21 protein-coding genes and 1 rRNA gene are annotated in these 21,251 nt (G+C 65.9%); 4 read left to right on the plus strand and 18 right to left on the minus strand.

Annotated features, from left to right (window positions below):
* Nucleotides 1-55: 55 nt before the first annotated feature.
* The 4 genes from ASG27_RS25495 to ASG27_RS25510 form a co-directional block, all read right to left on the minus strand.
* Nucleotides 56-2,539, minus strand: coding sequence for a TonB-dependent receptor (locus ASG27_RS25495; protein ID WP_056413441.1), 2,484 nt, complete (start codon nt 2,537-2,539; stop codon nt 56-58).
* 306 nt (nt 2,540-2,845) lie between these two features.
* A complete protein-coding gene (locus ASG27_RS25500; RefSeq protein ID WP_056413443.1) occupies nt 2,846-3,931 on the minus strand; it encodes a FecR domain-containing protein in 1,086 nt (361 codons plus the stop codon).
* Nucleotides 3,928-4,440 (minus strand): sigma-70 family RNA polymerase sigma factor, encoded by a 513-nt coding sequence (locus ASG27_RS25505; RefSeq protein ID WP_056413447.1) that lies wholly within the window; start codon nt 4,438-4,440, stop codon nt 3,928-3,930. The genes ASG27_RS25500 and ASG27_RS25505 overlap by 4 nt, the downstream gene beginning before the upstream one ends.
* An 84-nt stretch (nt 4,441-4,524) precedes the next feature.
* Entirely contained in the window at nt 4,525-5,043 is a 519-nt protein-coding gene (locus tag ASG27_RS25510; RefSeq protein ID WP_056413449.1) for a hypothetical protein, read from the minus strand.
* Nucleotides 5,044-5,158: 115 nt separating this feature from the next.
* Here ASG27_RS25510 and ASG27_RS25515 point away from each other — a divergent pair, with 115 nt between their 5' ends.
* The 3 genes from ASG27_RS25515 to ASG27_RS25525 all read left to right on the plus strand — a co-directional run bounded on the left by ASG27_RS25515 (nt 5,159) and on the right by ASG27_RS25525 (nt 7,233).
* Nucleotides 5,159-5,998 carry a thymidylate synthase gene (locus ASG27_RS25515; RefSeq protein WP_056413452.1) on the plus strand — a complete coding sequence of 280 codons (840 nt, stop codon included), beginning with the start codon at nt 5,159-5,161 and terminating at the stop codon, nt 5,996-5,998.
* A gap of 112 nt (nt 5,999-6,110) precedes the next feature.
* On the plus strand, nt 6,111-6,731 hold the full coding sequence (locus ASG27_RS25520) for a DUF4337 domain-containing protein (protein ID WP_056163488.1): 621 nt from the start codon (nt 6,111-6,113) through the stop codon (nt 6,729-6,731).
* 13 nt (nt 6,732-6,744) lie between these two features.
* Nucleotides 6,745-7,233 carry a dihydrofolate reductase gene (locus ASG27_RS25525; protein WP_056413455.1) on the plus strand — a complete coding sequence of 163 codons (489 nt, stop codon included), beginning with the start codon at nt 6,745-6,747 and terminating at the stop codon, nt 7,231-7,233.
* 56 nt (nt 7,234-7,289) lie between these two features.
* Here the strand turns inward: ASG27_RS25525 and ASG27_RS27100 are convergent, their stop codons facing one another.
* Complete coding sequence (locus ASG27_RS27100; protein WP_156370455.1) at nt 7,290-7,574, minus strand: hypothetical protein; 285 nt, start codon at nt 7,572-7,574, stop codon at nt 7,290-7,292.
* 367 nt (nt 7,575-7,941) lie between these two features.
* Between ASG27_RS27100 and xth the strand changes: the two genes are divergently transcribed.
* Complete coding sequence (xth, locus tag ASG27_RS25530; protein ID WP_056413457.1) at nt 7,942-8,718, plus strand: exodeoxyribonuclease III; 777 nt, start codon at nt 7,942-7,944, stop codon at nt 8,716-8,718.
* Nucleotides 8,719-8,902: 184 nt separating this feature from the next.
* On the opposite strand, the gene ASG27_RS25535 is transcribed toward xth, so the two are convergent.
* The 13 genes from ASG27_RS25535 to rrf form a co-directional block, all read right to left on the minus strand.
* Nucleotides 8,903-9,688, minus strand: a complete 786-nt coding sequence (locus ASG27_RS25535) for a ferritin-like domain-containing protein (protein ID WP_235503948.1) — start codon at nt 9,686-9,688, stop codon at nt 8,903-8,905.
* Nucleotides 9,661-9,801, minus strand: coding sequence for a hypothetical protein (locus tag ASG27_RS27755; protein ID WP_235503949.1), 141 nt, complete (start codon nt 9,799-9,801; stop codon nt 9,661-9,663). Before ASG27_RS27755 ends, ASG27_RS25535 begins: the two co-directional genes overlap by 28 nt.
* A gap of 267 nt (nt 9,802-10,068) precedes the next feature.
* Nucleotides 10,069-11,784: a nitrogen regulation protein NR(I) gene (gene ntrC, locus ASG27_RS25540; RefSeq protein WP_056413462.1), complete on the minus strand. Its 1,716-nt coding sequence runs from the start codon at nt 11,782-11,784 to the stop codon at nt 10,069-10,071.
* Nucleotides 11,785-11,824: 40 nt separating this feature from the next.
* Complete coding sequence (gene glnL / locus ASG27_RS25545; protein WP_056413467.1) at nt 11,825-12,847, minus strand: nitrogen regulation protein NR(II); 1,023 nt, start codon at nt 12,845-12,847, stop codon at nt 11,825-11,827.
* Between the two features lie 121 nt (nt 12,848-12,968).
* Nucleotides 12,969-13,493 (minus strand): hypothetical protein, encoded by a 525-nt coding sequence (locus ASG27_RS25550; RefSeq protein WP_056413469.1) that lies wholly within the window; start codon nt 13,491-13,493, stop codon nt 12,969-12,971.
* Between the two features lie 212 nt (nt 13,494-13,705).
* Complete coding sequence (gene glnA / locus ASG27_RS25555) at nt 13,706-15,121, minus strand: type I glutamate--ammonia ligase (RefSeq protein WP_056163798.1); 1,416 nt, start codon at nt 15,119-15,121, stop codon at nt 13,706-13,708.
* A 174-nt stretch (nt 15,122-15,295) separates the two neighbouring features.
* Nucleotides 15,296-16,117 (minus strand): competence/damage-inducible protein A, encoded by an 822-nt coding sequence (locus ASG27_RS25560; RefSeq protein ID WP_056413472.1) that lies wholly within the window; start codon nt 16,115-16,117, stop codon nt 15,296-15,298.
* The gene (locus tag ASG27_RS25565) at nt 16,114-17,094 is read right to left on the minus strand and encodes an EI24 domain-containing protein (RefSeq protein WP_056413475.1); all 981 of its coding nucleotides are present in this window, start codon (nt 17,092-17,094) and stop codon (nt 16,114-16,116) included. Before ASG27_RS25565 ends, ASG27_RS25560 begins: the two co-directional genes overlap by 4 nt.
* A 26-nt stretch (nt 17,095-17,120) precedes the next feature.
* Nucleotides 17,121-18,128 carry a sterol desaturase family protein gene (locus ASG27_RS25570; protein ID WP_056413521.1) on the minus strand — a complete coding sequence of 336 codons (1,008 nt, stop codon included), beginning with the start codon at nt 18,126-18,128 and terminating at the stop codon, nt 17,121-17,123.
* 75 nt (nt 18,129-18,203) lie between these two features.
* On the minus strand, nt 18,204-19,037 hold the full coding sequence (locus ASG27_RS25575; RefSeq protein WP_082485783.1) for a polysaccharide deacetylase family protein: 834 nt from the start codon (nt 19,035-19,037) through the stop codon (nt 18,204-18,206).
* Nucleotides 19,037-20,020, minus strand: a complete 984-nt coding sequence (locus ASG27_RS25580) for a YncE family protein (protein WP_056413480.1) — start codon at nt 20,018-20,020, stop codon at nt 19,037-19,039. Before ASG27_RS25580 ends, ASG27_RS25575 begins: the two co-directional genes overlap by 1 nt.
* A 256-nt stretch (nt 20,021-20,276) precedes the next feature.
* On the minus strand, nt 20,277-21,023 hold the full coding sequence (locus ASG27_RS25585) for a pseudouridine synthase (RefSeq protein ID WP_056413483.1): 747 nt from the start codon (nt 21,021-21,023) through the stop codon (nt 20,277-20,279).
* Nucleotides 21,024-21,162: 139 nt separating this feature from the next.
* Nucleotides 21,163-21,251, minus strand: a 5S ribosomal RNA gene (gene rrf, locus ASG27_RS25590); the annotation flags it as partial.

A 21,251-nucleotide genomic window follows, 5' to 3' on the forward strand; every position in this document is an offset into this window, starting at 1 on the left:
CCACACCCCCCAACTCCCTCCATGTGCCCCTCTGCCCAGGGGAGCCTGCTCCGCGTCAGAAATCCACCGTGGCAGAGAGAGTCACTGTGCGGGGACTTCCCACGTACAGCCAGTTGCCGGAGCCACTGGACCAGTAGTTGCGGTTGAACAGGTTGTCCACGCCCGCGCGCAGCACCAGCGGCCGGCCCCACGCCTGGGTCCTGTAGCGGGCACCGATGTCCCAGCGCGTCCAGCCCGGAATGCGCCGCAGGTTGGCGGCGTCCACCTGCTGCGCGCTGCTGGCGATCATGCGGGCCGACAGCGTCAGCCCCGGAACGGCAGCCACGTCGTGGTCGCTGCCCAGGTTGAGTTGCCAGCGCGACACATTGGGCGCGGCGTTGCCGTTGTAGGTGCCGCCTTCGGTTCGGGTCAGCCGGGCATCGTTGAAGGTCACGCCGCCCAGCAGGCGCGTGCCCCGCGCCACCTCGCCAAAGACATTGAGCTCGACCCCGCGGTTGCGCTGCTCTGCACCGACCTGGTAGGTGAACGTGCCGTCGCCGTTGGAGGCCACGAGCCCGCTCGGCTTCTGGATGTGGAACAGGCTCGCTGTGGTGCTGAAGCGGCCCCAGTCGGCCTTCACGCCCACCTCCCGCTGCTTCGTGCGGACCGGCGGAAACACCTGCCCGGCGTTGGTGGTGCCCAGTGGCGCTGAATCGCCCTGGACCAGCCCTTCGATGTAATTGCCGTAGACCGATACGTTCGGCTGTAGCTTGAATACCGCGGCCAGCGCCGGCGTCACCGCGTGCTCGTCGTACGCGGCGCTGCCGGCCCCGGTGGTGGTGTCGTACTTGACGACCTTCACGCGCTGGTAGCGGGCGCCCAGGGTGACGGACAGGCGGTCTTGCCACAGCGAGACGGTGTCGGACAGCGCCACGGACGGCAACTGCAAGGAATCGGTCTGGGGCGGCCGCGATGAGAAACCGTCGATGGACGGACGCGCGGTGGCCGCGGGCGCATACATGTTCGTGGCGAAGCTGTCGAAGCCGTAGTACTGCGCCGTGAAGCCGCTGTCCTTCTTCAGGTACGACGCATGCAGGTGGATGCGGTGCGTAAGCTCGCCGGCACGCACCGTGCCCTGCAGGCCGCCTTGCAGGGTGCGGTAGTTCGTCCAGTTGGGCCAGAAGTACGTGGTGGCCTGCGCGTCGCCCTGCACGTTGGTCACGAACACGTCGGTGGCGAGGTAGCGGGACCGCGTGTGGCTGCCACCCGCGGCTGCAGAGAGCGTCCAGTCCGGGGTGAGCTCGTACTCGGCTTTGGCCAGAAGGTAATTGCTGCGCGACCTGGCGAACTCCCAGTCCTGCGCGATGCGATGGCTGGCCCGGGGCGGCCTGGGGATGGCAATGCCGTCGTCGATGCCGAAGCCCGCGGCGCCTTGCGGCGCTTCGTTGTTCATCGTCTGGTGGCCGGCATCCACCGAGGCCCGCAACTGACTGCCCCGGTAGTCCACGGCCAGCGCCGCAGCGCCCAGCTCGACGGACTGGCCCTGGGTGGCGGTCTTCCCGTCACGGTGGATGCCGTTGAAGCGCACACCCCACTGGTGGTCGTCACCGAACCGGCGGCCCACGTCCAGGTGGCCGCCCAGGTTGCCTCTGGACAGGTACGTGGTGGTCAGTCGTGTCAGCGGCACATCGCCCGCGCGCTTGGGCACCAGGTTGATGGCGCCGCCCACCGCGCCGCCCGCCCCGGGCGCCATGCCGTTGAGCAACGCGTTGGGGCCCTTGAGCACCTCGACGCGCTCGGCCGCTTCGACCGCCACGGCACGGTTGGTGGCGATGCCGCCGATGCCGTCGAACAGCACCGAGTCCTGCACCGAGAAGCCGCGGATCAGAAAGATGTCGCCCCCCGCAGCAGCGTTGGTCAGGCTGTAGGACACCGTTCGCACGGACGGATCGTTGGCCAGCACATCGGCCACGGTGATCGCCTGCTGGTCCTGCATGAGTTCGGCCGTGTAGCTGGTGATGTGAAACGGCGTGTCCATCAGGCTCTGGTGGCCCAGCAGGCCGACCCGGCTGCCCGTGGCAACCTGGCCGCCGGCATAGGCGGGCGGCAAATCGCCGGGCGCTGCCTCGGCGCTGGCCGTCACGGTGACGGCGCCCAGGGTGGCGGCATCGCTGAGCCGGGGTGCCTGCGCTGCAGGGCGCGATGCCTCGCGCAGCGTGAAGACGCCGCCCGTGGTCTGCCGCAGTTCCAGCCCCGAACCTGCCAGCGCGCGGCGCAGTGCCTCGGGCGCATCGAAGCGGCCGCGCACGGGCGCCGCGTTGCGGCCTTCCACCAGCTGGGCATCGGCGGTGAGGGCCAGGCCCGCGTCACGCGCGATGCGGTTGAGGGCTGCTCCCAGGGGCCCGGCGGGCAGGTCGTAGTCGCGCACGGCCGCAGCGCTGGCCGGGGCCGCAGGGACCTCTGCCGTGGCTGGCTGTGCGGCCGCGGCAGAGGCGCCCAACGCAAGCAGCAGCGCAGTAGCGCAGGGGTTCGGCGGAAAGGGGAAAACAGCAGAGGGCATGGGTCAGGCTCCGAGACGGTCACGTCAGAAAAGAGGGGCAACCGCGCCGATGCACGGTCTCTGTCTGATTGCCGAACGGGTGCCGAAAAGTGAGAGGGGGCCGGGGCCATTTATTTTCTGGGCCGGCGTCGCTGGTGGATGGGATGCCGGCTGGCAGCAGCGATCTGGGTTGATCTGCTTGGGCTGCTGGATCTGGGTTGAACGGAATGGAACCGTCGATCAGCCGCACCAAGTTGCTCATCTTTTGATAGCTGCTAGCGCTTTCCCATCAGGCGGTAGCGGCCGATTTTCATGAAATTTTCATCCTCAAGGCGCAGCACGCGGCTTGAGCGTGACCCACCAGCGCGTGGTCCAGACCACATCGACGGGCACGGCCGCGGTCAGCGCCAACAGGGCCTGGTCGGAGTCCGCCAGGGGCAGCGTGCCCGTCACGCGCAAACCGGCCACGCGGGGGTCGACAGCCAGGCGGCCGACCCGGTGCCGCGCGAGCGTTGCCACCACCTCGCCCAAGGGTTGGTTGTCCACGACCAGCATGCCGTCCTTCCAGGCGTCGGCATCGGGTGGGGCCGCCCATGGGTCCACCCGCCCGCCCTCCAGCCGCGCGCCCTGCCCGGCCGACACGATGCGCTCGGCAGCGCACGGCTCGGACGCTGCTGCCGCACAGGTCGCCGGGCGGGCCGCGACGGCGGACTGGGTGACTGCGACTTCGGTGGCAGGCGCGCCAAGGCTCTGCGCCCCATCGATGCCAGTGGCTTGCGCCTGTGGCCAACGGCGCACGGTGAAGCGGGTGCCCAGGGCGCGCAGGCTGCCGTCCTCGGTCAGCACGACCAACGGGCGCCGCTCGGCCGGGTCGGCATGGCTGGTTTCCACGGCCACCTCGCCCGCGCGCAGGCGGATGGCGCGCTGGTCTTGGCTGAACACGACATCCACGGCACTGCGGGTGTTCAGGTGCAGCACGGTCTGGTCGGGCAGCACGATGGTGCGGCGCTCGCCGGTGGCGGTGCGGTGGTCGGCCAGCAGTTGGCCCACGGGCTGGTGGCGGTCCAGCACCAGCACGCCGCAGGCCAGCGCCAACGCCAGGCCCAGCACGGCGCCCGCCACACGGGCTGGACGGCGCCGGCGCGGTGGCAGCAGCAACGCTGCGCGGGCTCCGGGACCCGCGGCGGCGCGGGTCAGGTGCTGGTCGATGTCGCCCAGCTGGCGCCAGGCGCGGGCATGGTCGGGGTGTGCCGCCAGCCAGTCGGCCAGGGCTTGCGCGTCCGCCGGCGAGATATCGCCCTCGCCCTGGCGCAGTTGCCAGCCGATGGCGGCCTCCAGCACGGCCGGCGGCACGGGATGGTCGTCGCCTGCACCGCCAGGGGGGCCGCCCGTGGTCCAGCCTGCGCTGCTCACGCCGCGCCACCGAAGCGCAGGTGGTAGGCGTGGCGCATGGCGTTGGCCAGGTACTGGCGCACGCGGGGCACCGACACTTGCAGCTGCTCGGCAATCTTTGCGTGCGTCAGGCCATCGAGCCGGTTCATCAGCCACGCTGCGCGCGTCTTGGGCGTCAGGCCCTGCAACAATGCATCGACCGCGTGGAGCATCTGCACGGCGGCCAGGCGCTCTTCGGGGGATGGCTGCAGCACCTCGGGCTGCAGGGCCAGATCTGCCAGGTAGGCGCGCTCCAGTTCACCCCGGCGCCAGAAGTCCACCAGCAGCCCGCGCGCCACCGTGGTCAGGTAGGCGCGCGGCTCGCGCATCGCGTCGGGGGCGATGGCGGTGGGCCGTGCGAGCAGGCGCACGAAGGTGTCCTGCGCCAGATCGGCCGCATCGTCGGCACAGCCGAGCCGCCGGCGCAGCCAGGACTGCAGCCACCCGTGGTGGTGGCTGTAGAGCGCGTGCAGGGGATGAGCGGCAGGCATGGGGCGGCGGCCTTTTTGAGAATGATTCTTGATTATAGAAATGCATTCCCAGTTGTGCCCAGCCCCGCGCGGGGGGGCGCCTGCTCAGCGCGCTGCGTTTTCCATCATTCTGGCGACATCGGCCGGCAGGGTCTTCGGCGTGCCCTGGTCCTGCACGTCCCATTCCTCCCCACCGGTCAGCAGCCACACGCGCACGGTGTCGGTGGCGGCATGCACCACGACGGCGGCGGCCTCGGTGCCGCCCTCGTGCTGGCGGTTCCCGGTGATGTAGAGCATGGAGCCGTCCTGCCGCAGCGGGCCGCTCACCTGCAGGTTTTCCAGCAGCACGTTGTAATTGGTCGGGCCGAGCAGACCGCGCAGCCGCTCGGCCAGCGGGCCGGCACGCAGGAAGTCGGCGCCCCCCACCGGGTAGTTGCCGACCTGGGTTTGCAGGTGGGCCCAAGGGTTGGCCGGTGCGGCGGATGCGACCGTGGGCGCGGGGCGGACGGCTTTGGGGGACGCGGTGGGCGCCGTGCCGCCGCAGCCTGGCAGCACGAGCAGCAGGGCCAATGGAAGGGAGGCCAGCACGGCGCGGCACACAGGGGCTGGAGAGACCAGGCGCATGATCGGGGGCTTCTTTCTGAAAAGGGCAGCTGACAAAAAGGTGTGCGAGCTTAGCCTGTCCGGCACCCGCAGACCTGCGCCCGCCTAAAATCGCGGCTTTCGCCTTCCAACCGCCATGACCGAACACGCCCGCCCCGTCCGCTCGCAATACGAAGACTTCATGCGCCATGTGTTCACCCACGGTGTGCACAAGTCGGACCGCACGGGCACGGGCACAACGAGCGTGTTCGGCCACCAGATGCGGTTCAATTTGAAGGAAGGCTTTCCGCTCGTCACCACCAAGAAGGTGCACCTGCGCTCCATCATCCAGGAGCTGCTGTGGTTCCTCACGGGGTCGAGCAACAACAACTGGCTGAAGGACCGCGGCGTCACCATCTGGGACGAATGGGCGCGCGAAGATGGCGACCTGGGCCCGGTGTACGGTGTGCAGTGGCGCAGCTGGCCCACGCCGGACGGCGGGCACATCGACCAGATCAGCGACGTCATCCGGACTCTGAAGACCAACCCCGACTCGCGCCGCATCATCGTGAGCGCCTGGAACGTGGCCGAGCTCAACAAGATGGCGCTCATGCCCTGCCATGCGTTCTTCCAGTTCTACGTGGCGCCAGCGCAGGAGCCCGGCGGGCGCGGCACGCTGTCGTGCCAGCTGTACCAGCGCAGTGCAGACATCTTTCTGGGTGTGCCGTTCAACATTGCGAGCTACGCCCTGCTGACGCACATGGTGGCGCAGCAGTGCGACCTGGACGTGGGCGACTTCATCTGGACGGGCGGCGACTGCCATATCTACAGCAACCACCACGATCAGGTGCAGACGCAGCTGGCGCGCACGCCCTACCCCTACCCTGTGCTGAACATCCAGCGCCGGCCGGACAGCATCTTCGACTACCAGTTCGAAGATTTCGAAGTACTGGACTACCAGTGCCATCCGGCGATCAAGGCGCCCGTGGCGGTCTGATCCCGCCACAGCGCTTCATCGGCCCCTGACCTTTTGAGCCCATCGGCAGGTGCCACCGTGCCCTGCCTGCTGCCTGCCCCACCCACCACACCACACCAAGAGTCTTCAAACCATGTCTTCCGGCGGATTTCACGTACACGGCCCCCACGACCACGCGGTGGAACATGCGACCCAGGGCCACGGCGACCACAGCGACCATGCTGCAGAGCACGGCAACGAGGGCGGCGGCATCTCGTCGATGAACAAGATCGCGATGTTCACCGCCATCGTGGCCACGGTGGGCGCGATCTTCTCGTACATGGGTGGCGCCACGCAGGCCAATGCCGGCCTGCTCAAGAACGACGCGGCGATCAAGAAGACCGAGGCGTCCAACCAGTGGAATTACTTCCAGTCCAAAAGCACCAAGCAGTCCCTGGCCGAGCTGGCCCGTGACCTGGCGCCCGAGGACCGCAAGGCCGGCTACCAGACCAAGATCCAGCGCTACGAAACCGAGAAGAACGAGATCAAGGTCGTGGCCGAGAAGCTCGAAGCCGACGCCCACGAATTCGACCGCCAAAGCGAAGTGCAGATGCACCAGCACCACCGCTGGGCCCAGGCCACCACGGCGCTGCAGGTGGCCATCGCCCTGGCGGCCATTGCGCTGCTGACCAAGAAGAAATGGCTGGAATACGGCATGTACGGTGTCGCCGCCGTGGGCTTGGGCGTCGGCGTGGCCGCGGCCCTGCACATTTAAGGAGCCTGCGTACATGCCCCTGCACCTCATCTACGCCCGCGCGGCCAACGGCATCATCGGCAAGGACAACGCCCTGCCCTGGCACCTGCCCGAGGACATGGCGCATTTCAAGCAGCTCACGCAGGGTTGCCCGGTGGTGATGGGGCGAAGGACGTGGGACTCGCTGCCGCCGCGCTTTCGCCCCCTGCCCGGCCGCACCAACATCGTGGTCACGCGCCAGGGCGACTGGCAGGCTGAAGGCGCGCACCGCGCAGGCAGCCTGCAGGAAGCGCTGGCACAGTGCAACGCTGGCCAGACGGTGTGGGTCATCGGTGGTGCGCAGGTCTACGCCGAGGCCCTGCCGCTGGCCGACCGGCTGGAGGTGACCGAGATCGACCGGGACTTCGAGGGCGATGCGTACGCTCCCGCGCTGGGCGACGCATGGGTGGCATCCGAACGCAGCGAGCATGTCAGCACCAATGGGCTGCCCTTCAGCTTCGTGAGCTACGTGCGCGCAGGCTGAGCGCCCAACACATGCATGCGGCGTTGCGCAGCGGCATGCGCGCAATGCCGTTTGCGCTACTGCGACACCGGAGCCGGTGTCTGGGACGGCGTCTGAGACGGCTCCGGCTCTGGCGTCTGCGATGGCGTAAGCGCTGGGGGCGGCGCGGGGGTCTGGGCAGGTGTCTGGCTGGCGCCGGGCGAGCCTGCTTGCACCGGTGCCTGCGCATTGGGCGCGGAGGCCGGCGCCTGGGCAGGCTGCAGGCCCGGAACCACGGCAGGTGTGTTGACGCCCTGGGCGGACGCGGCGCAGGCGGCGAGCGCCAGCGACAAGGCCAGTGTCTGCGGATGAAGGACTTTCATGGACGATCTCCAGCGGAAAGAGGCTTCGAGTCTCGCGATGCCAGTACTGCCGGGCAGTCAGACAAAATCCCACGATGGGCAGAGGCTTGAGCGCATCCTGGCTCGCGCCGATGCCTGGCCGGTTGACGGCAGTGCAAGGGCGTGAAAGGCCGTGCAAGGGCGTACCAAGGCATGCCGAGGGTGGGTACCATTCACGACTGACTGACAGACCGACCGACCGTGTCAACGAAGATGCGCTCAGGCGCGCGCCGGCCGCTGTGCCAGCGGCGCCGACTGCGGCTACGCAGTCCAGACAATGATCAGAGGCTTGGGCATCCAATGCCCGGATTACCGCTGAGCGGCCCTTGTTTCACTCATCAATTCAACTATGCAAATTGCCACCTGGAACGTGAACTCCCTGTCCGTGCGCCTGCCCCAGGTACTTGCCTGGCTGGAGGCCAACCCCGTGGACGCACTGGGTCTGCAGGAGCTCAAGCTCACCGACGACAAGTTTCCGCACGACGCGCTCAAGGAGGCGGGTTACCAGACCGTGACCTTCGGGCAGAAGACGTACAACGGCGTGGCCATCCTGAGCCGCCACCCACTGCGCGACGTGGTGCGCAACATCCCGGGCCATACGGACGAGCAGGCGCGGGTGATCGCAGCGACGATCGATACGCCGAGCGGCGCGCTGCGTTTGGTGAACTGCTATTTCGTGAACGGCCAGGCGCCGGGTACCGAAAAGTTCGCCTACAAGATGCTGTGGCTCGCGGCGCTGCACCGCTGGCTGCGCGAGGAGATGGCAGCACACCCGCGGCTGGCGTTGGTGGGGGATTTCAACGTGGCGCCGGAAGACCGCGACTCGTTCGACCCGGTGGGGCTCAAGGACACCATCCACCACACGGTGGAAGAGCGGCGGCATTTTCAGGACCTGATTGCGCTGGGCCTGACCGACACCTTCCGCATGTTCGAGCAGCCCGACAAAGCCTATTCCTGGTGGGACTACCGCATGCTCGGTTTTCAGAAGAACCGGGGTTTGCGTATCGACCACATCCTGGTGAGCGAGGCCCTGCGCCCCACGGTGACCGCGTGCACCGTAGACCGCGCACCGCGCAAGAACCCGCAGCCGAGCGACCATGCGCCGGTGGTGGTGACCCTGGGCTAAGGAACGACCTTGCCTTTTGACCGCACCCTGTGGACGGGGGGTTTTCTTTTTCGAGACGCACAAAGTAAAAGGGGCTGCACATGGCAGCCCCCTACGCTTTGATCGAATGCGGGCGATCACTGCAGATCAGGAATGCTGCCCGACTTGACGCCGAGCCCCCGCCTGCAGATGACGCCCTGCCCGATCAATCGCGCTTGTACGAATCGCGCAGCGCGCGCACTTCGTCATGGTTGCGCTGTGCGCCTTGCGATTGGCGCTGCACCAGGGCCTGCACCTGGGCAGGCAGCGTGTTCTTCAGCGCCTTGCGGTAGCGTGCCACGGCAGCGTCTTCGCCGCGTTCGCACTCTTCCAGCACCGCCTTGTCGTCCTGCACGGACAGGGCCGTCTTCACGGACACCCAGCCGCGGTGCAGCGCACCCGAGACCGTGCCGCCGGACGCTGGCTCGCCACCCAGGCGGCGCACTTCGTGCTCCAGCTCGGTACCGGCGGCCGCGCATTCTTGCGCATGGCGCTGGAATACCGACTTGAGTTCGGGAGCCTTGGCGTGTTCGGCGCAGGACTTGAAGCCGTACTCGCCGTCACGGGCGGACTCGAGCAGGTCGTTCAGCACGTCGATCACATCGTCGTTGTCGACCACATCCATGGGACGGGTGTCGCCGGCCTGGTAGCGCGAAGCGCGGTCCCAGGCAGCACGCGTTGCAGGGCGCGCATCGGACCAGGCCAGTCCATCGGCGTGGCGTGCGCGCCAATCGTCGGCCAGGCGGGGTTCGACTGCGTCGAAATCGCCTTCATAGCGGCCCACGGAGGACCAGCCCAGTTCGTAGGCAGGACGGTACTGGTCATACGTGCGGCCACCCACATAGTAGGGCTCGCGCTCGTAGCTTTCGCGCCAGTAGGCATCTTCTGCGGTGGGGTTGACGGCTTCGGCGGCTGCCTTGCCCGTCAGGCCGCCGACGACTGCGCCAGCCACACCACCGACTGCGGCACCCACGGGGCCACCAAAGGCACCTGCGGCTGCACCTGCTGCGGCGCCGCCCAGGGCAGCACCCACTCCGGTGCCCACAGGATGGGAACCTGGTTCATTGGTCAAAGGGTCGCGGTTGGCATCATTGAAATCCGACATGGAAGCTCTCCGGTTGGTTGACAGTGAATTCATTGTTGAAGTCACGCCGCGCAACGCGGGTCGGCCCATGGATGGCTTGAATGTAGGACAGCGCCAGCCTGCCGATGGCACTGCGGCGTCCGCTGTGGAGTGCCGCAGTGTGGCGCTGCGAGCCTTGCCGCATCAAATTCAAACGCTACAAAAACAATAGCTATTCGCGCTTGAGGATGAAGCGGCAGCGGCTGGTTTCATGCTTCGTCCGGGGCGTCCAGCCCCAGTTCCTGGATCTTGCGCGTGATGGTATTGCGGCCGATACCCAGGCGCTGCGCAGCCTCCATGCGGCGGCCATGCGTGGCGGTCAAAGCGGTGCGGATGAGGCGCGATTCAAAGCGTCGCGTCAGGGCGTCCCACACCTCGGGCTGGCCGCCTGCAAGCAGCCTCTGCGCCTCGGTCTCGAGCGCCTGCTCCCAGCTGTTGACGGTGCCACTGACGACCCCACCCACCGCACCCGGCGCCCCCGCGACGGCGGCCGCCGGCGCACCATCCATCGCTGCCGACCACGCGGTGGCCGTGTTGGCGCTGGCTGCGCTGCCATAGGCTGCTGGCGCCAAGCCTGCCAAGGACGCGCTGGACGCCGCTGGCGCCTGCAAGCCGCCAACCCGCTCTGCGGGCACGGCGTTCGCGGCGTAGGCGGGTGCAACGCCGCCAGGCGCTGACTGGTGCGCCCCTGCGGAGTCGGCGCTGGCGCTGGCGCTGGCGCCTGCACGCTGCGCGGACTGGTAGACGGGCGCCTCCAGCACTTCGGGGGGCAAGTCCTGCTGCGAGATGACCTGGGCCGGCGCCATCACGGTGAGCCAGTGGCAGATGTTCTCCAGCTGCCGCACGTTGCCCGGAAACGCGAACTGCTCCAGCCGCGCAATGGCCGAGTCCGCAATGCGCTTGGGCTCCACGCCCAGCTGCCGCGCGCTTTGCTGCAGGAAGTGGCGCGTGAGCACGGGCACGTCTTCGTGCCGCTCGCGCAGCGCGGGCAGCCGCAGGCGAATGACGTTGAGGCGGTGGAACAAGTCCTCGCGGAAGCCGCCTTCCTTGACGCGCTTTTCCAGGTCCTGGTGGGTGGCCGCGATCACGCGCACATGCGCCTTGACCGCTGCATGGCCGCCCACGCGGTAGAACTGGCCGTCGGAGAGCACACGCAAAAGGCGCGTCTGCAGGTCGAACGGCATGTCGCCGATTTCATCGAGGAACAACGTGCCGCCTTCGGCTTGCTCGAAGCGGCCGCGCCGCTGCGTCTGCGCGCCGGTGAAGGCGCCGCGCTCGTGGCCGAACAGTTCGGATTCGAGCAGGTCCTTGGGGATGGCTGCGGTGTTGATGGCCACGAAGGGCCCGTCGGCCACCGGCGAGTGCTTGTGCAGCGCACGCGCCACCAGCTCCTTGCCCGAGCCCGATTCGCCGGTGATGAGCACCGTGACCTGGCTCTGGCTCAGGCGGCCGATGGCACGGAAAACGTCCTGCATGGCAGGCGCCTGGCCCAGCATTTCGGGGGTCTCGGCCTGGCGCTCCTCGATGACCTCTTCGCGCTGGCTTTCTTCCACCGCGCGGCGGATGAGTTCCACCGCCTTGGGCAGGTCGAAAGGCTTGGGCAGGTATTCAAAAGCACCGCGCTGGAAGGCCGACACGGCGCTGTCCAGATCGGAGTACGCCGTCATGATGATGACGGGCAGGCCGGGCTGCAGCTCGCGCACTTTTTCCAGCAACTGCAGGCCCGAACCGCCGGGCATGCGGATGTCGCTCACCAGCACCTGGGGGCCTTGCCGGGCGGGGTCGCCGGCGGTGATGTCGGCCAGCGCATCCAGCACCTCGCGGGGGTGGGTGAAGCTGCGTGTGGGCAGGTTCTCGCGGGCCAGCGCCTTTTCGAGCACGAAGCGGATCGAGGGGTCGTCGTCTACTAACCAGATCGGCTTCATATCTTTTTCTTACCTTCCCTGTGGTTGCGTGTCAGGGACCTCAGGGCAAGGGAATCAGGATGCGGAAGTCGGTGCGACCCGGTACGCTGTCGCATTCGATCAACCCGTGGTGCCGCTGTACAAAGGTTTGTGCCAGCGTGAGCCCCAGCCCCGATCCGCCGTCCCGACCCGACACGAGGGGATAGAAAATCCGCTCTTTGATCGCGTCGGGTACGCCCGGTCCGTTGTCGATGACATGCAATTCCAGTGCCAGCCGATAACGCTGGCGACCAAACGTTACTTGTCGTGCCACGCGGGTGCGCAGCGTGATGACTGCGTCGCCTGCGCCGATGCGGTCGGTCAGGGCCTGGGCGCCGTTCTGCACGATATTCAGCAGGGCCTGGATCAGCTGCGCCCGGTCGCCGCGGAACTCGGGGATGGAGGTGTCGTAGTCGCGCAGCACCTTCAGGCCCTGCGGGTACTCCACCAGCACGAGCGAGCGCACGCGCTCGCACACTTCGTGGATGTTGACGTCACCTACCAGGTGGGGATGGCGGTGCGGCGCCAGCAGCCGGTCCACCAGGCTTTGCAGGCGGTCGGCTTCGTGGATGATGACCTGGGTGTATTCGGTGAGCTCGCGGCTTTCGAGCTCCATCTCCAGCAACTGGGCGGCACCGCGGATCCCGCCCAGCGGGTTCTTGATCTCGTGCGCCAGGTTGCGGATGAGCTCCTTGTTGGCCTGGGCCTGGTCGAGCAGGCGCTCCTCGCGGTCCTGCCGCGCCTGCTGCTCCAGCGGCCACAGCTCCACCAGGATCTCGCCGACCTGCTCCGCGTCGGCCACGCTCACATGCACAGGCACCGGGTCCTGGTGCAGGCGCTTGAGGCCGGCCTCGTAGCGCAGCGCCGCAAAGTCCTTGCCCCGGGCTCCCGCCAGCGCGGTCTGCAGCAGCGCGGGGTCGGTGAAGAAGGTGGAGAAGTCGGCGCCCTCGAGCGTGCGGCGCGACAGGCCCAGGGTGTTTTCCAGCGCGGCGTTGGCAAACTGCACGGCGCCGTCGGCCCGCAGCACCGCCACGAGCGTGGACATCAGGTCCAGGGAATGAAAACGCCCCGTGTCGGAGGACGGGGCATCGGTGGGAGGAAGGGAGTTCACGCGCTTGTGACGACTACGGTATGGCGAGGGTTTTGGCGGAGTTGCGGCCAGCGAATCAGTTGGCGGCAGCAGGCAGGCGCGCAATCTCGCGCTTGATGCCGGCGATATCGCTTTCGCTGCGGGTGATGTTGGCCTTGAGTTCCGCCGTGCGCTCGATGTAGCGCTGCGGGTTGCGCAGGTCGAGTGCATTGCGCTCGGGCGCGCCACCGTTGTATTCCTTCACCAGATCTGCGTGGCGCGCCTCGGCCTTGCGCAGCTCGGACTCCAGGATGGCGCGTGCGTCGGAATCGCGGGCCTTCTGGTCGTTGGTGCTGACGCGCGGTGCGGACGGTGGCGACGCCGAGGTGGCACTGCCACCACCGGCAGACGGAGCTGCGGCAGCAGGCGCTGCAGCACCTGCGGGGCGGCTGCCCTGCACCACCGTCACGTTGCCACCTTCCACCAGTTTGCAGCCGCGCTCCTTGGCCTGCTGGGCGTTGTTGGTGTATTCGTTGCCACAGCGGTAGATGCGGTCTTGCGCCCAGGCGGCCGGGGCCGTCGTCGCAGCGATCAATAACAGGGAGATGAGCGTTTTCTTCATTCGGTTTCCTCGCACTGCCATGCAGGGGGTGCGGTGGAGTATCCACCAATCACCGTGCATCGCCAATCCAACACCAGCAGGCCCCCACAGGGCTTTGTACAAGGATGCAACGGCCCAGCCACTGGTTCCGTTGCAGTCCGCCCAATCCTTGCGCGCCATGAAAAAAGGCGGCTTGCGCCGCCTTTTGGGTGTAACAGCCTGCAGGCAGGCGATTACAGCGAGTAGTACATGTCGTATTCGACAGGGTGGGGAGCCATGCGGAAACGCGTGACTTCCTGCATCTTGAGGTCGATGTAGGCGTCCAGCATGGAGTCGGAGAACACGCCACCCTTGGTCAGGAAGCCGCGGTCCTTGTCCAGGTATTCCAGCGCCTGGTCCAGGCTGTGGCACACGGTGGGCACCAGCTTGTCTTCTTCGGGCGGCAGATGGTACAGGTCCTTCGTGGCGGCTTCGCCGGGATGGATCTTGTTTTCCACACCATCCAGACCCGCCATCATCAGGGCCGAGAAGCACAGGTAAGGATTGGCCGATGGATCGGGGAAGCGCGCTTCGATGCGGCGGCCCTTGGGGTTGGCCACGTAAGGAATGCGGATCGAGGCCGAGCGGTTGCGGGCCGAGTAGGCCAGCTTCACAGGGGCTTCGAAGCCGGGCACCAGACGCTTGTACGAGTTGGTGCCAGGGTTGGTGATGGCGTTCAGGGCACGTGCGTGCTTGATGATGCCGCCGATGTAGTACAGCGCGAAGTCCGACAGGCCGGCGTAGCCGTCGCCTGCGAACAGGTTCTTGCCGTCCTTCCAGATGGACTGGTGCACGTGCATGCCGGAGCCGTTGTCGCCAGCGTAAGGCTTGGGCATGAAGGTGGCGGTCTTGCCGTAGGCGTTGGCCACGTTCCAGACCACGTACTTCAGGACCTGCGTCCAGTCGGCGCGCTCGACCAGCGTGCTGAACTTGGTGCCGATTTCATTTTGGCCAGCGCCCGCCACTTCGTGGTGGAACACTTCGACCGGGATGCCCAGGGATTCGAGGATCAGGGACATTTCAGCGCGCATGTCTTGCGTGCTGTCAACCGGAGGCACTGGGAAGTAGCCGCCCTTGACCGTGGGACGGTGGCCGCGGTTGCCGCCTTCGAGCTTGGCACCCGAATTCCAGGGGGCTTCGTACTCTTCGATCTCGAACATGACCTTGCCGGGTTCGTTGGACCAACGCACGCCGTCGAAGATGAAGAATTCTGGCTCGGGGCCGAAGAAGGCCGTGTCGCCCAGGCCGGAGGCCTTAAGGTAGGCTTCAGCGCGCTTGGCGATGGAGCGTGGATCGCGGTCGTAGGCCTTGCCGTCGCCGGGCTCGATCACGTCGCACTGCAGGAACAGCGTGGTTTCTTCGAAGAACGGGTCGATGTTGGCGGTGTTCGGGTCGGGCATCAGTTGCATGTCCGAAGCTTCGATACCCTTCCAGCCAGCCACCGAGGAGCCGTCGAATGCGTGGCCGGACGTGAACTTGTCTTCATCAAAGTGGGAAACAGGCACGGTCACGTGCTGTTCCTTGCCACGGGTATCGGTGAAACGGAAGTCAACGAACTTGACTTCGTTTTCCTTCACCATCTTTATCACGTCTGCAACGGTCTTGGCCATCAGGTTCTCCTGGGTAAAGCGCTTGTTGAAAAAAGGATTTTGCGTAAACAAAAGCAGTTTGCGTGCCAGCCGGGTGCAGCCGCCGCACTATGTAGGAGCGCCACGGACTGCAGACCGTCAGCGCACGCATTCGATTGCACCAATTCAGTGCATCAAATTACTTATGGGCGTACTTCAAAGATTGCGCACCAATTCAGGGCCAAACTCCGCACCAAATTCGTGCAACCCTTGTTGGAGGTCTTTCCACGCCGCCGGGACCAGCGGCGCAGGGCCTTTGACGCCCAACTCGATGTGCCGCCCGTATTGTGGATGATCCACGCTGGGCAAACTGAACACCCGGACACCTGGATGCGATTTTTCGATGCGTTCCATCAAGGGCGTGAGGGCAGCCTCCATGGCGCCGTACACCACCACGGATTGCTCGGTTTGTGGAGTGCGGTTGAAATGCGCCGCGTAGTGCTGGTCGAGCACGCCTTCGATCATGGGCCAGGCCATGACAGGAAAGCCCGGCACGAAGTGCACCACACCGCCGCCGGATCCCTCGCAGGTGAACCCTGGAATCTTGTTGTAGGGGTTGGCAATGATGCGGGCGCCCACGGGGAAGGTGCCCATGTTGAGACGGTGCAGGTTGTCCGGGCGGTCGGCCTCGTAAGGCACACCCTGCTCACGCGCCACATCCTGCATGCGCTCGCGGATCAAGGCTTCTGCCTCGGGGTGCAACGCCAGCTCCAGGCCCAGCGCGCGGGCTGCGCATTGCCGCGTGTGGTCGTCGGGAGTGGCCCCGATGCCACCGCACGAGAACACGACATCACCCGAGGCAAACGCGCGCTCCAGGGTGGCGGTGATGCGGTCCGGGTTGTCGCCCACATAGTCCGCGTACGACAGGGCCAGCCCGCGGGCGGCAAGCAGTTCGATGACCTTGGGCATGTGCTTGTCGGCGCGCTTGCCTGACAGGATTTCGTCGCCGACGATGATGAGGCCGAACTGGGGATTCATGGTGGGGGGGTTCCGTGGGCGGGTGGTTCTGGCGCTGCAAGCGCGGGGGGATTCGGGGGCGCGGCCTTGGCCGGCTCGGCCGGGGCATCCAGGGCCTGTGGCCCGGCATGGGGCGCATCCTGGCCGTTGGTTGATGCAGCGGCAGCGGCAGAGATGCGGTCTGCCGCCCCGCCTTCTGCACGCAATTGTTCCAGTGCGGCCAACGCGTAATGCGCGAACCACAGGGAGGAAAAAGCGAACACCAGGGTGTAGATCCAGATGGCCAGCGGCACCAGCACCACAAACGCTGCGGCGAACACCACGCCGGAGGCCCAAACGATGCTGGGCGCGGCCCCCAGGTAGCCCGTGACGATGCCGATGCCCAGCAGACTGCTACGGTGACGCTTGAAAATCTCCTGACGCTCTTCCTTGCTGGCGTGATCGGCCAGCGCATCAAACACCATCACCCGGTACGTGAGCCAGCCCCAGATCAGCGGCGGCAGGATCAGCACCAGCGGCGGTACGAGCCACAGGGGGACGGACACCACCAGCGCGATCAAGGCCAACACGGTGGAACTGAGCGACCAGACGATGCTGGCGATGAAGGAGCCACCCTTCTTGCGCGCGAGGTTCGGGAATCGCCGGTCAGCCACCAGCCCCACCAGCGCCGGCGTCATCAGCACCGCCACGAGCAGCAGGGAGACCACCACGAGCACGGGGGCCACCGCGAGGATCACCATCAAGGGCGCCACCACCGAAGCCACATCGCCCAGGCCCCAGCCCTGCAGCCAGTTCCAGAAGCTGGCGAGCACGCTCGATGCGTCGAGCAACCCGCGCATGCCCTGGAGTGCCGCATCCCAGTAGAAGTAGCCCAGGCCCAGCGCCAGGCCAAGCATCACCACCAGCGGCAGCACCGACAGCGCCATCACCCGTGGGCGCAGGCAATAGGCTGCAGCGCGCCAGAAAGAATCAAGCAGTAGTCCCATGTCGGCGAGCATACCTTCCCGAAAGAATGCGAGGCCTGTCAGGCCCGCCCGAACAACCGGAGCATGCCCCGCCATTGCTGAGACCAGAAGCCGGTGCCGTAGTCACGCACGCGGCCGTCCGGGCCGGGCTCGACCTGGTCGCGAATGCCGGTCGGGTCGTAGCGCTGCTCGAAATTGGCGGTGCGCATGAGCATGTCCCACCAGGGCAGCAACACGCCGAAGTTGTGCCCACCCAGCACCACCCGGTGGGTGGGACCGCCGCCAGCATCCGCCGCGACGGGCTTGAGGGTTTCGTGGCCGATGCCGATGCTGTGGTGCAGGCGGTGAAACCGGGGGCTGACCCACAGCCGTTCGCCCCAGCGGCCAAACCACAGCCGCACGTTGGCGTGCTGAAAGCTCTCGCTGAGCTGCGTGATGGCCACGATGGCAATGAACTGCCCAGGTGCCACGCCGATGAGCTGCGCCACGGCCACGAGGATGGTGTCGCGCAGCAGGTCGTCGAGCAAGTGGTTGCGGTTGTCGCTCCACATCGTCATCTGCCGCTGGGCGTGGTGCAGGGAATGCAGGCGCCACCACCACTCGAAATGGTGCTGCCCACGGTGGATCCAGTAGTCCACAAAGTCGAACACCACGAGGTACAGCAGCAGGCTGACCCACGGCACGTCGGTGACGCCGGGCCACATGCCATCGAGCTGGAAGGTGCTGACACCAGCCACCCGCAAGGCACCGAAGAAGGAGTCGACAAAGGGGTCCACCGCCAGGAACAACCCCACACGGAAAAGACCGAGCCGGTGGATCAGTGTGTAGAGGATGTCGGTGCGGATCGTGGCGCGGTCGGTGACGGCCTCCACAGGCCTCCAGCGTTGCAGGGGGCCTATCACCGCGGCAATCACGACCAGCTGAAGCAAACCCACCAGCACCCAGCCCGATGCCTCATAGCCGCTTTCAAGCTGATTGCCCAGGCCCATGGCGAACATCAGGGGCTGCATCACGCTCTCGAACAGCCATTGCTGTGCAGCGTCAAATCCGTTGCCTAGCCAACCCATGCTCATGCTCCATCCATTTCGCCCAACGCGTTGCCGCGCTGTGTTGTGTTCTGTGCGCCGTCTGCGAGGCCTGGCTCAACGTCCTGCCTGCCGGGCGTAGTCCGGGTGCTCGCGCAACGTGCGAAAGCAAAATCCACGCTCCTTCAAACCGACGATCAAGGGTTCGAGCACCGCGGGCGCCCAGGGATCCTTGCGCGACCAGATGCCCAGGTGCGCCAGGAGGATATCGCCACTGCGCACGTCCCGCAGAGCCTTGCGCAACAGCGCATCGTTGCTGGCGCTTTCACTGGGCAATTCGTCACCGAGGAAACCAGCGGGAGACCAGCCCACATGGGTGTAGCCACAGGAAGCGGCGCTTGCCAGCAACTGGGGCGACGTCTTGCCACCCGGCGCACGGAACAATGGCAACGGCTGCCGTCCAGTGATGACCTTCAACCGCTCTGCAGCATGCGTCACTTCCTCGCAGTACTGCGCGGCAGTCAGCACAAAGCTTTGACCTTCACGCGGCCCGGCCGAGGGACGGACACGGAAGGAAGGATGGCGCGCGTCGCCCAGGTCTGCGCGCCAGTAGGTGTGGCTCCAGGTGTGGGATGCAAACTCGTGGCCTTCCGCCGCCCGCGCCTTCCACCAGGGCGCCCAATGGTCGCCCAGGCTGCCATCGCCCTCCTTCGTGCGCTCGTTGGCAGCGAAGAAGGTGACACGCACCTGCTGGCGCTGGAGCACCTCCGCAACCAGAGGAGCAATGCCCATGTGTCCCGTGTCGAAGGTCAGGTAAACGGGTTTATGGCAGGCATTTTGCGCACTGCCGACGGATGAACAAGCGCCAAATGCTATTAAAAATATAGCATTTCGCGCAGCCTGCTTCCAGGAAGCTCGCACTGCCGGCACGGCCGTGGCGGAATCAGCCATCACCGTGGCGCGTGCTGCAGTGTCCATACGCCATGGGGCGACTTGCCGACGGTGACCTGACGGACCACCTTCTTGGACTCGGTATCCACCACCGACAGCTTGCGCGCCCAGCGAGAGCTCACATAGATGAAACGGCCATCGGCAGACACCTCCATGCAATCAGGCCCGCCGGGTACCGGGTAGGACTCCACCACCTGGTAGGTATTCATGTCGATCTTGCTGATGGTGTTGGCCACGCGGTTGCTCACGTACAAATGCCGGCCATCCCCGGCTGCGCGGAAGGCGTGCGCACCGCTGCCGGTCTTGATCTTGCGGATGCTGACAGGCTCGCGACCCGACACGTCGAAGACTTCGACGCTGTCGCTGCCCGTCAACCCCACGAACACGCGTTTGTCATCCGTGCTGCCATACACATCGGCCGGCATCGCACCGGTCTTGATGCGCCACTTGATCGTCTGGGTGGCGATATCGATGGCCACCAGCTCGTCACTGTCCTGCATGGTCGAATAGACCGTCGTGCTCTTGCTATCGATCCACAAGTGGCTCGGCGTGCGCGAGGTAGCCACCCGCTGAACAAGCGTCAGCTCCTTGCCGTCCCACCGGTAGAAGTCCACATGGTTGAGCCGATTCGCGGCCGTGATGAACCACTTCATATCGGGCGTGAAGCGCAAGTGGTACGGGTCGACGATGCCGCGCACCGTGCGCTGCACTTGGGCCGTGCGCGGGTCGAGGAAGGTCAGCGTGTCACCCAGAGCATTCGCCACGATGAGGGACTTCTCATCGGGGGTGAGGTACAGGTGGTGGGGCTCCTTGCCCGTGGGAATGCGCGCAGTCTCTGCCCAGGTGGTGGGGTCAATGACACTGACACTGGCTTCCAAAGAGTTCAGCACAAACAACGGGGGCACAGCCGCCAAGGCCGCACCCATCGACATCCACAAACCACCCAGGGCAACGCACGCACGTGCAATCGAAAAAATCTTCACAAAGCCACTTTCAACACAGCCTTCAAGTGTAGCGCCGTGCTCGACAAAGACCTGCGCTTTACACGTAACATCCTTGATATAGAACGATTTTTTGCCTCTAACATCAACTTGCGACACGTCGGCGGGAAGCTGGTCGCCCTTGACTACAGATCCCGAAGCGCGGCGACCTCCATCACCTCGCATGCGGTGCGCCATCGAGGTATTCATCGCTGGCCTGGATGTGCCTCCAGGCTCTTTAAGTCGGATCGCGAAGCGACTACACGGCGCGGGTCAGCAACTGCAGGTCTTCTTCACCCAGCCAGCGCCACTGGCCCGGTGCGAGATCCATCGGCAGTGTCATCGCGCCAATGCTCGATCGATGCAGCCCTTCGACGCGATTGCCGACGGCAGCGAGCATGCGCTTGACCTGATGGTACTTGCCTTCTGTCAGGGTGAGGTCCAGCCGGTGGGTATCGATGATCACGCAGTCGGCAGCCCGGACGGGCTTGGGGTCGTCGTCCAGCACCACCCCCGCCAGAAGCTTCGACACCTGCGCAGCATCCACGGGGTGCTTGGTCGTCACCTGATACACCTTGGGCACGTGCTTTTTCGGCGAGCTCATGCGATGGATGAACTGCCCATCATCACTGAGCAGCAGCAAGCCCGTCGTATCCTGATCGAGGCGACCTACCGCTTGCACGCCTTGCACCGCACTTTTGGTGGGACGCTGACGCAACGGGGCCGGCAGCAGGGTGTAAATGCTCGGGTATGTCGAGGGTTTCTGGGAGCATTCAGTGCCGGCAGGCTTGTGCAGCAGCACATAGGCCTTGTCATGATAGGGCCATTCCGTGCCTTGCACCCGCAGATGCAGGCCGTCCTCATCGACATCCGCTGCCGCCTCCACCAACGGGTGGTAAGCAGGCTCTCCCGCCGCCTTCACTTCCACGAATCCTTGCTGGATCAAGCCCGCACAAACTCGGCGCGTTCCGAACCCTTGTGAATACAGAATGTCCTGTAACTGCATTGCGTCCTCAGTACGACAAGCGGAAAGCATGTTGCTTCCCCGGGACTATTCGAAAGTGCGAATAGCCGATTGAAATAGCAATCCACAAAGCAAAACGCCCTTCTACTCTAAGAGCAGAAGGGCGGTTTGGGCTGTAAGAGCCTGACGATGACCTACTTTCACACGGGAACCCGCACTATCATCGGCGCAAAGTCGTTTCACTGTCCTGTTCGGGATGGGAAGGAGTGG

The sequence above is a fragment of the Acidovorax sp. Leaf191 genome (assembly GCF_001424425.1).
Lineage (GTDB): Bacteria > Pseudomonadota > Gammaproteobacteria > Burkholderiales > Burkholderiaceae_C > Acidovorax.

Excerpts from the sequence above, each read along its gene's own strand:
- ASG27_RS25495 (WP_056413441.1), bottom strand. The coding sequence starts at position 2,539 with ATGCCCTCTGCTGTTTTCCCCTTTCCGCCGAACCCCTGCGCTACTGCG.
- ASG27_RS25505 (WP_056413447.1), bottom strand. The coding sequence starts at position 4,440 with ATGCCTGCCGCTCATCCCCTGCACGCGCTCTACAGCCACCACCACGGG.
- ASG27_RS25510 (WP_056413449.1), bottom strand. The coding sequence starts at position 5,043 with ATGCGCCTGGTCTCTCCAGCCCCTGTGTGCCGCGCCGTGCTGGCCTCC.
- ASG27_RS25515 (WP_056413452.1), top strand. The coding sequence starts at position 5,159 with ATGACCGAACACGCCCGCCCCGTCCGCTCGCAATACGAAGACTTCATG.
- ASG27_RS25520 (WP_056163488.1), top strand. The coding sequence starts at position 6,111 with ATGTCTTCCGGCGGATTTCACGTACACGGCCCCCACGACCACGCGGTG.
- ASG27_RS25525 (WP_056413455.1), top strand. The coding sequence starts at position 6,745 with ATGCCCCTGCACCTCATCTACGCCCGCGCGGCCAACGGCATCATCGGC.
- ASG27_RS27100 (WP_156370455.1), bottom strand. The coding sequence starts at position 7,574 with ATGAAAGTCCTTCATCCGCAGACACTGGCCTTGTCGCTGGCGCTCGCC.
- xth (WP_056413457.1), top strand. The coding sequence starts at position 7,942 with ATGCAAATTGCCACCTGGAACGTGAACTCCCTGTCCGTGCGCCTGCCC.
- ASG27_RS27755 (WP_235503949.1), bottom strand. The coding sequence starts at position 9,801 with ATGAACCAGGTTCCCATCCTGTGGGCACCGGAGTGGGTGCTGCCCTGG.
- ntrC (WP_056413462.1), bottom strand. The coding sequence starts at position 11,784 with ATGAAGCCGATCTGGTTAGTAGACGACGACCCCTCGATCCGCTTCGTG.
- glnL (WP_056413467.1), bottom strand. The coding sequence starts at position 12,847 with ATGTCCACGCTCGTGGCGGTGCTGCGGGCCGACGGCGCCGTGCAGTTT.
- ASG27_RS25550 (WP_056413469.1), bottom strand. The coding sequence starts at position 13,493 with ATGAAGAAAACGCTCATCTCCCTGTTATTGATCGCTGCGACGACGGCC.
- glnA (WP_056163798.1), bottom strand. The coding sequence starts at position 15,121 with ATGGCCAAGACCGTTGCAGACGTGATAAAGATGGTGAAGGAAAACGAA.
- ASG27_RS25560 (WP_056413472.1), bottom strand. The coding sequence starts at position 16,117 with ATGAATCCCCAGTTCGGCCTCATCATCGTCGGCGACGAAATCCTGTCA.
- ASG27_RS25565 (WP_056413475.1), bottom strand. The coding sequence starts at position 17,094 with ATGCTCGCCGACATGGGACTACTGCTTGATTCTTTCTGGCGCGCTGCA.
- ASG27_RS25570 (WP_056413521.1), bottom strand. The coding sequence starts at position 18,128 with ATGGGTTGGCTAGGCAACGGATTTGACGCTGCACAGCAATGGCTGTTC.
- ASG27_RS25575 (WP_082485783.1), bottom strand. The coding sequence starts at position 19,037 with ATGGCTGATTCCGCCACGGCCGTGCCGGCAGTGCGAGCTTCCTGGAAG.
- ASG27_RS25585 (WP_056413483.1), bottom strand. The coding sequence starts at position 21,023 with ATGCAGTTACAGGACATTCTGTATTCACAAGGGTTCGGAACGCGCCGA.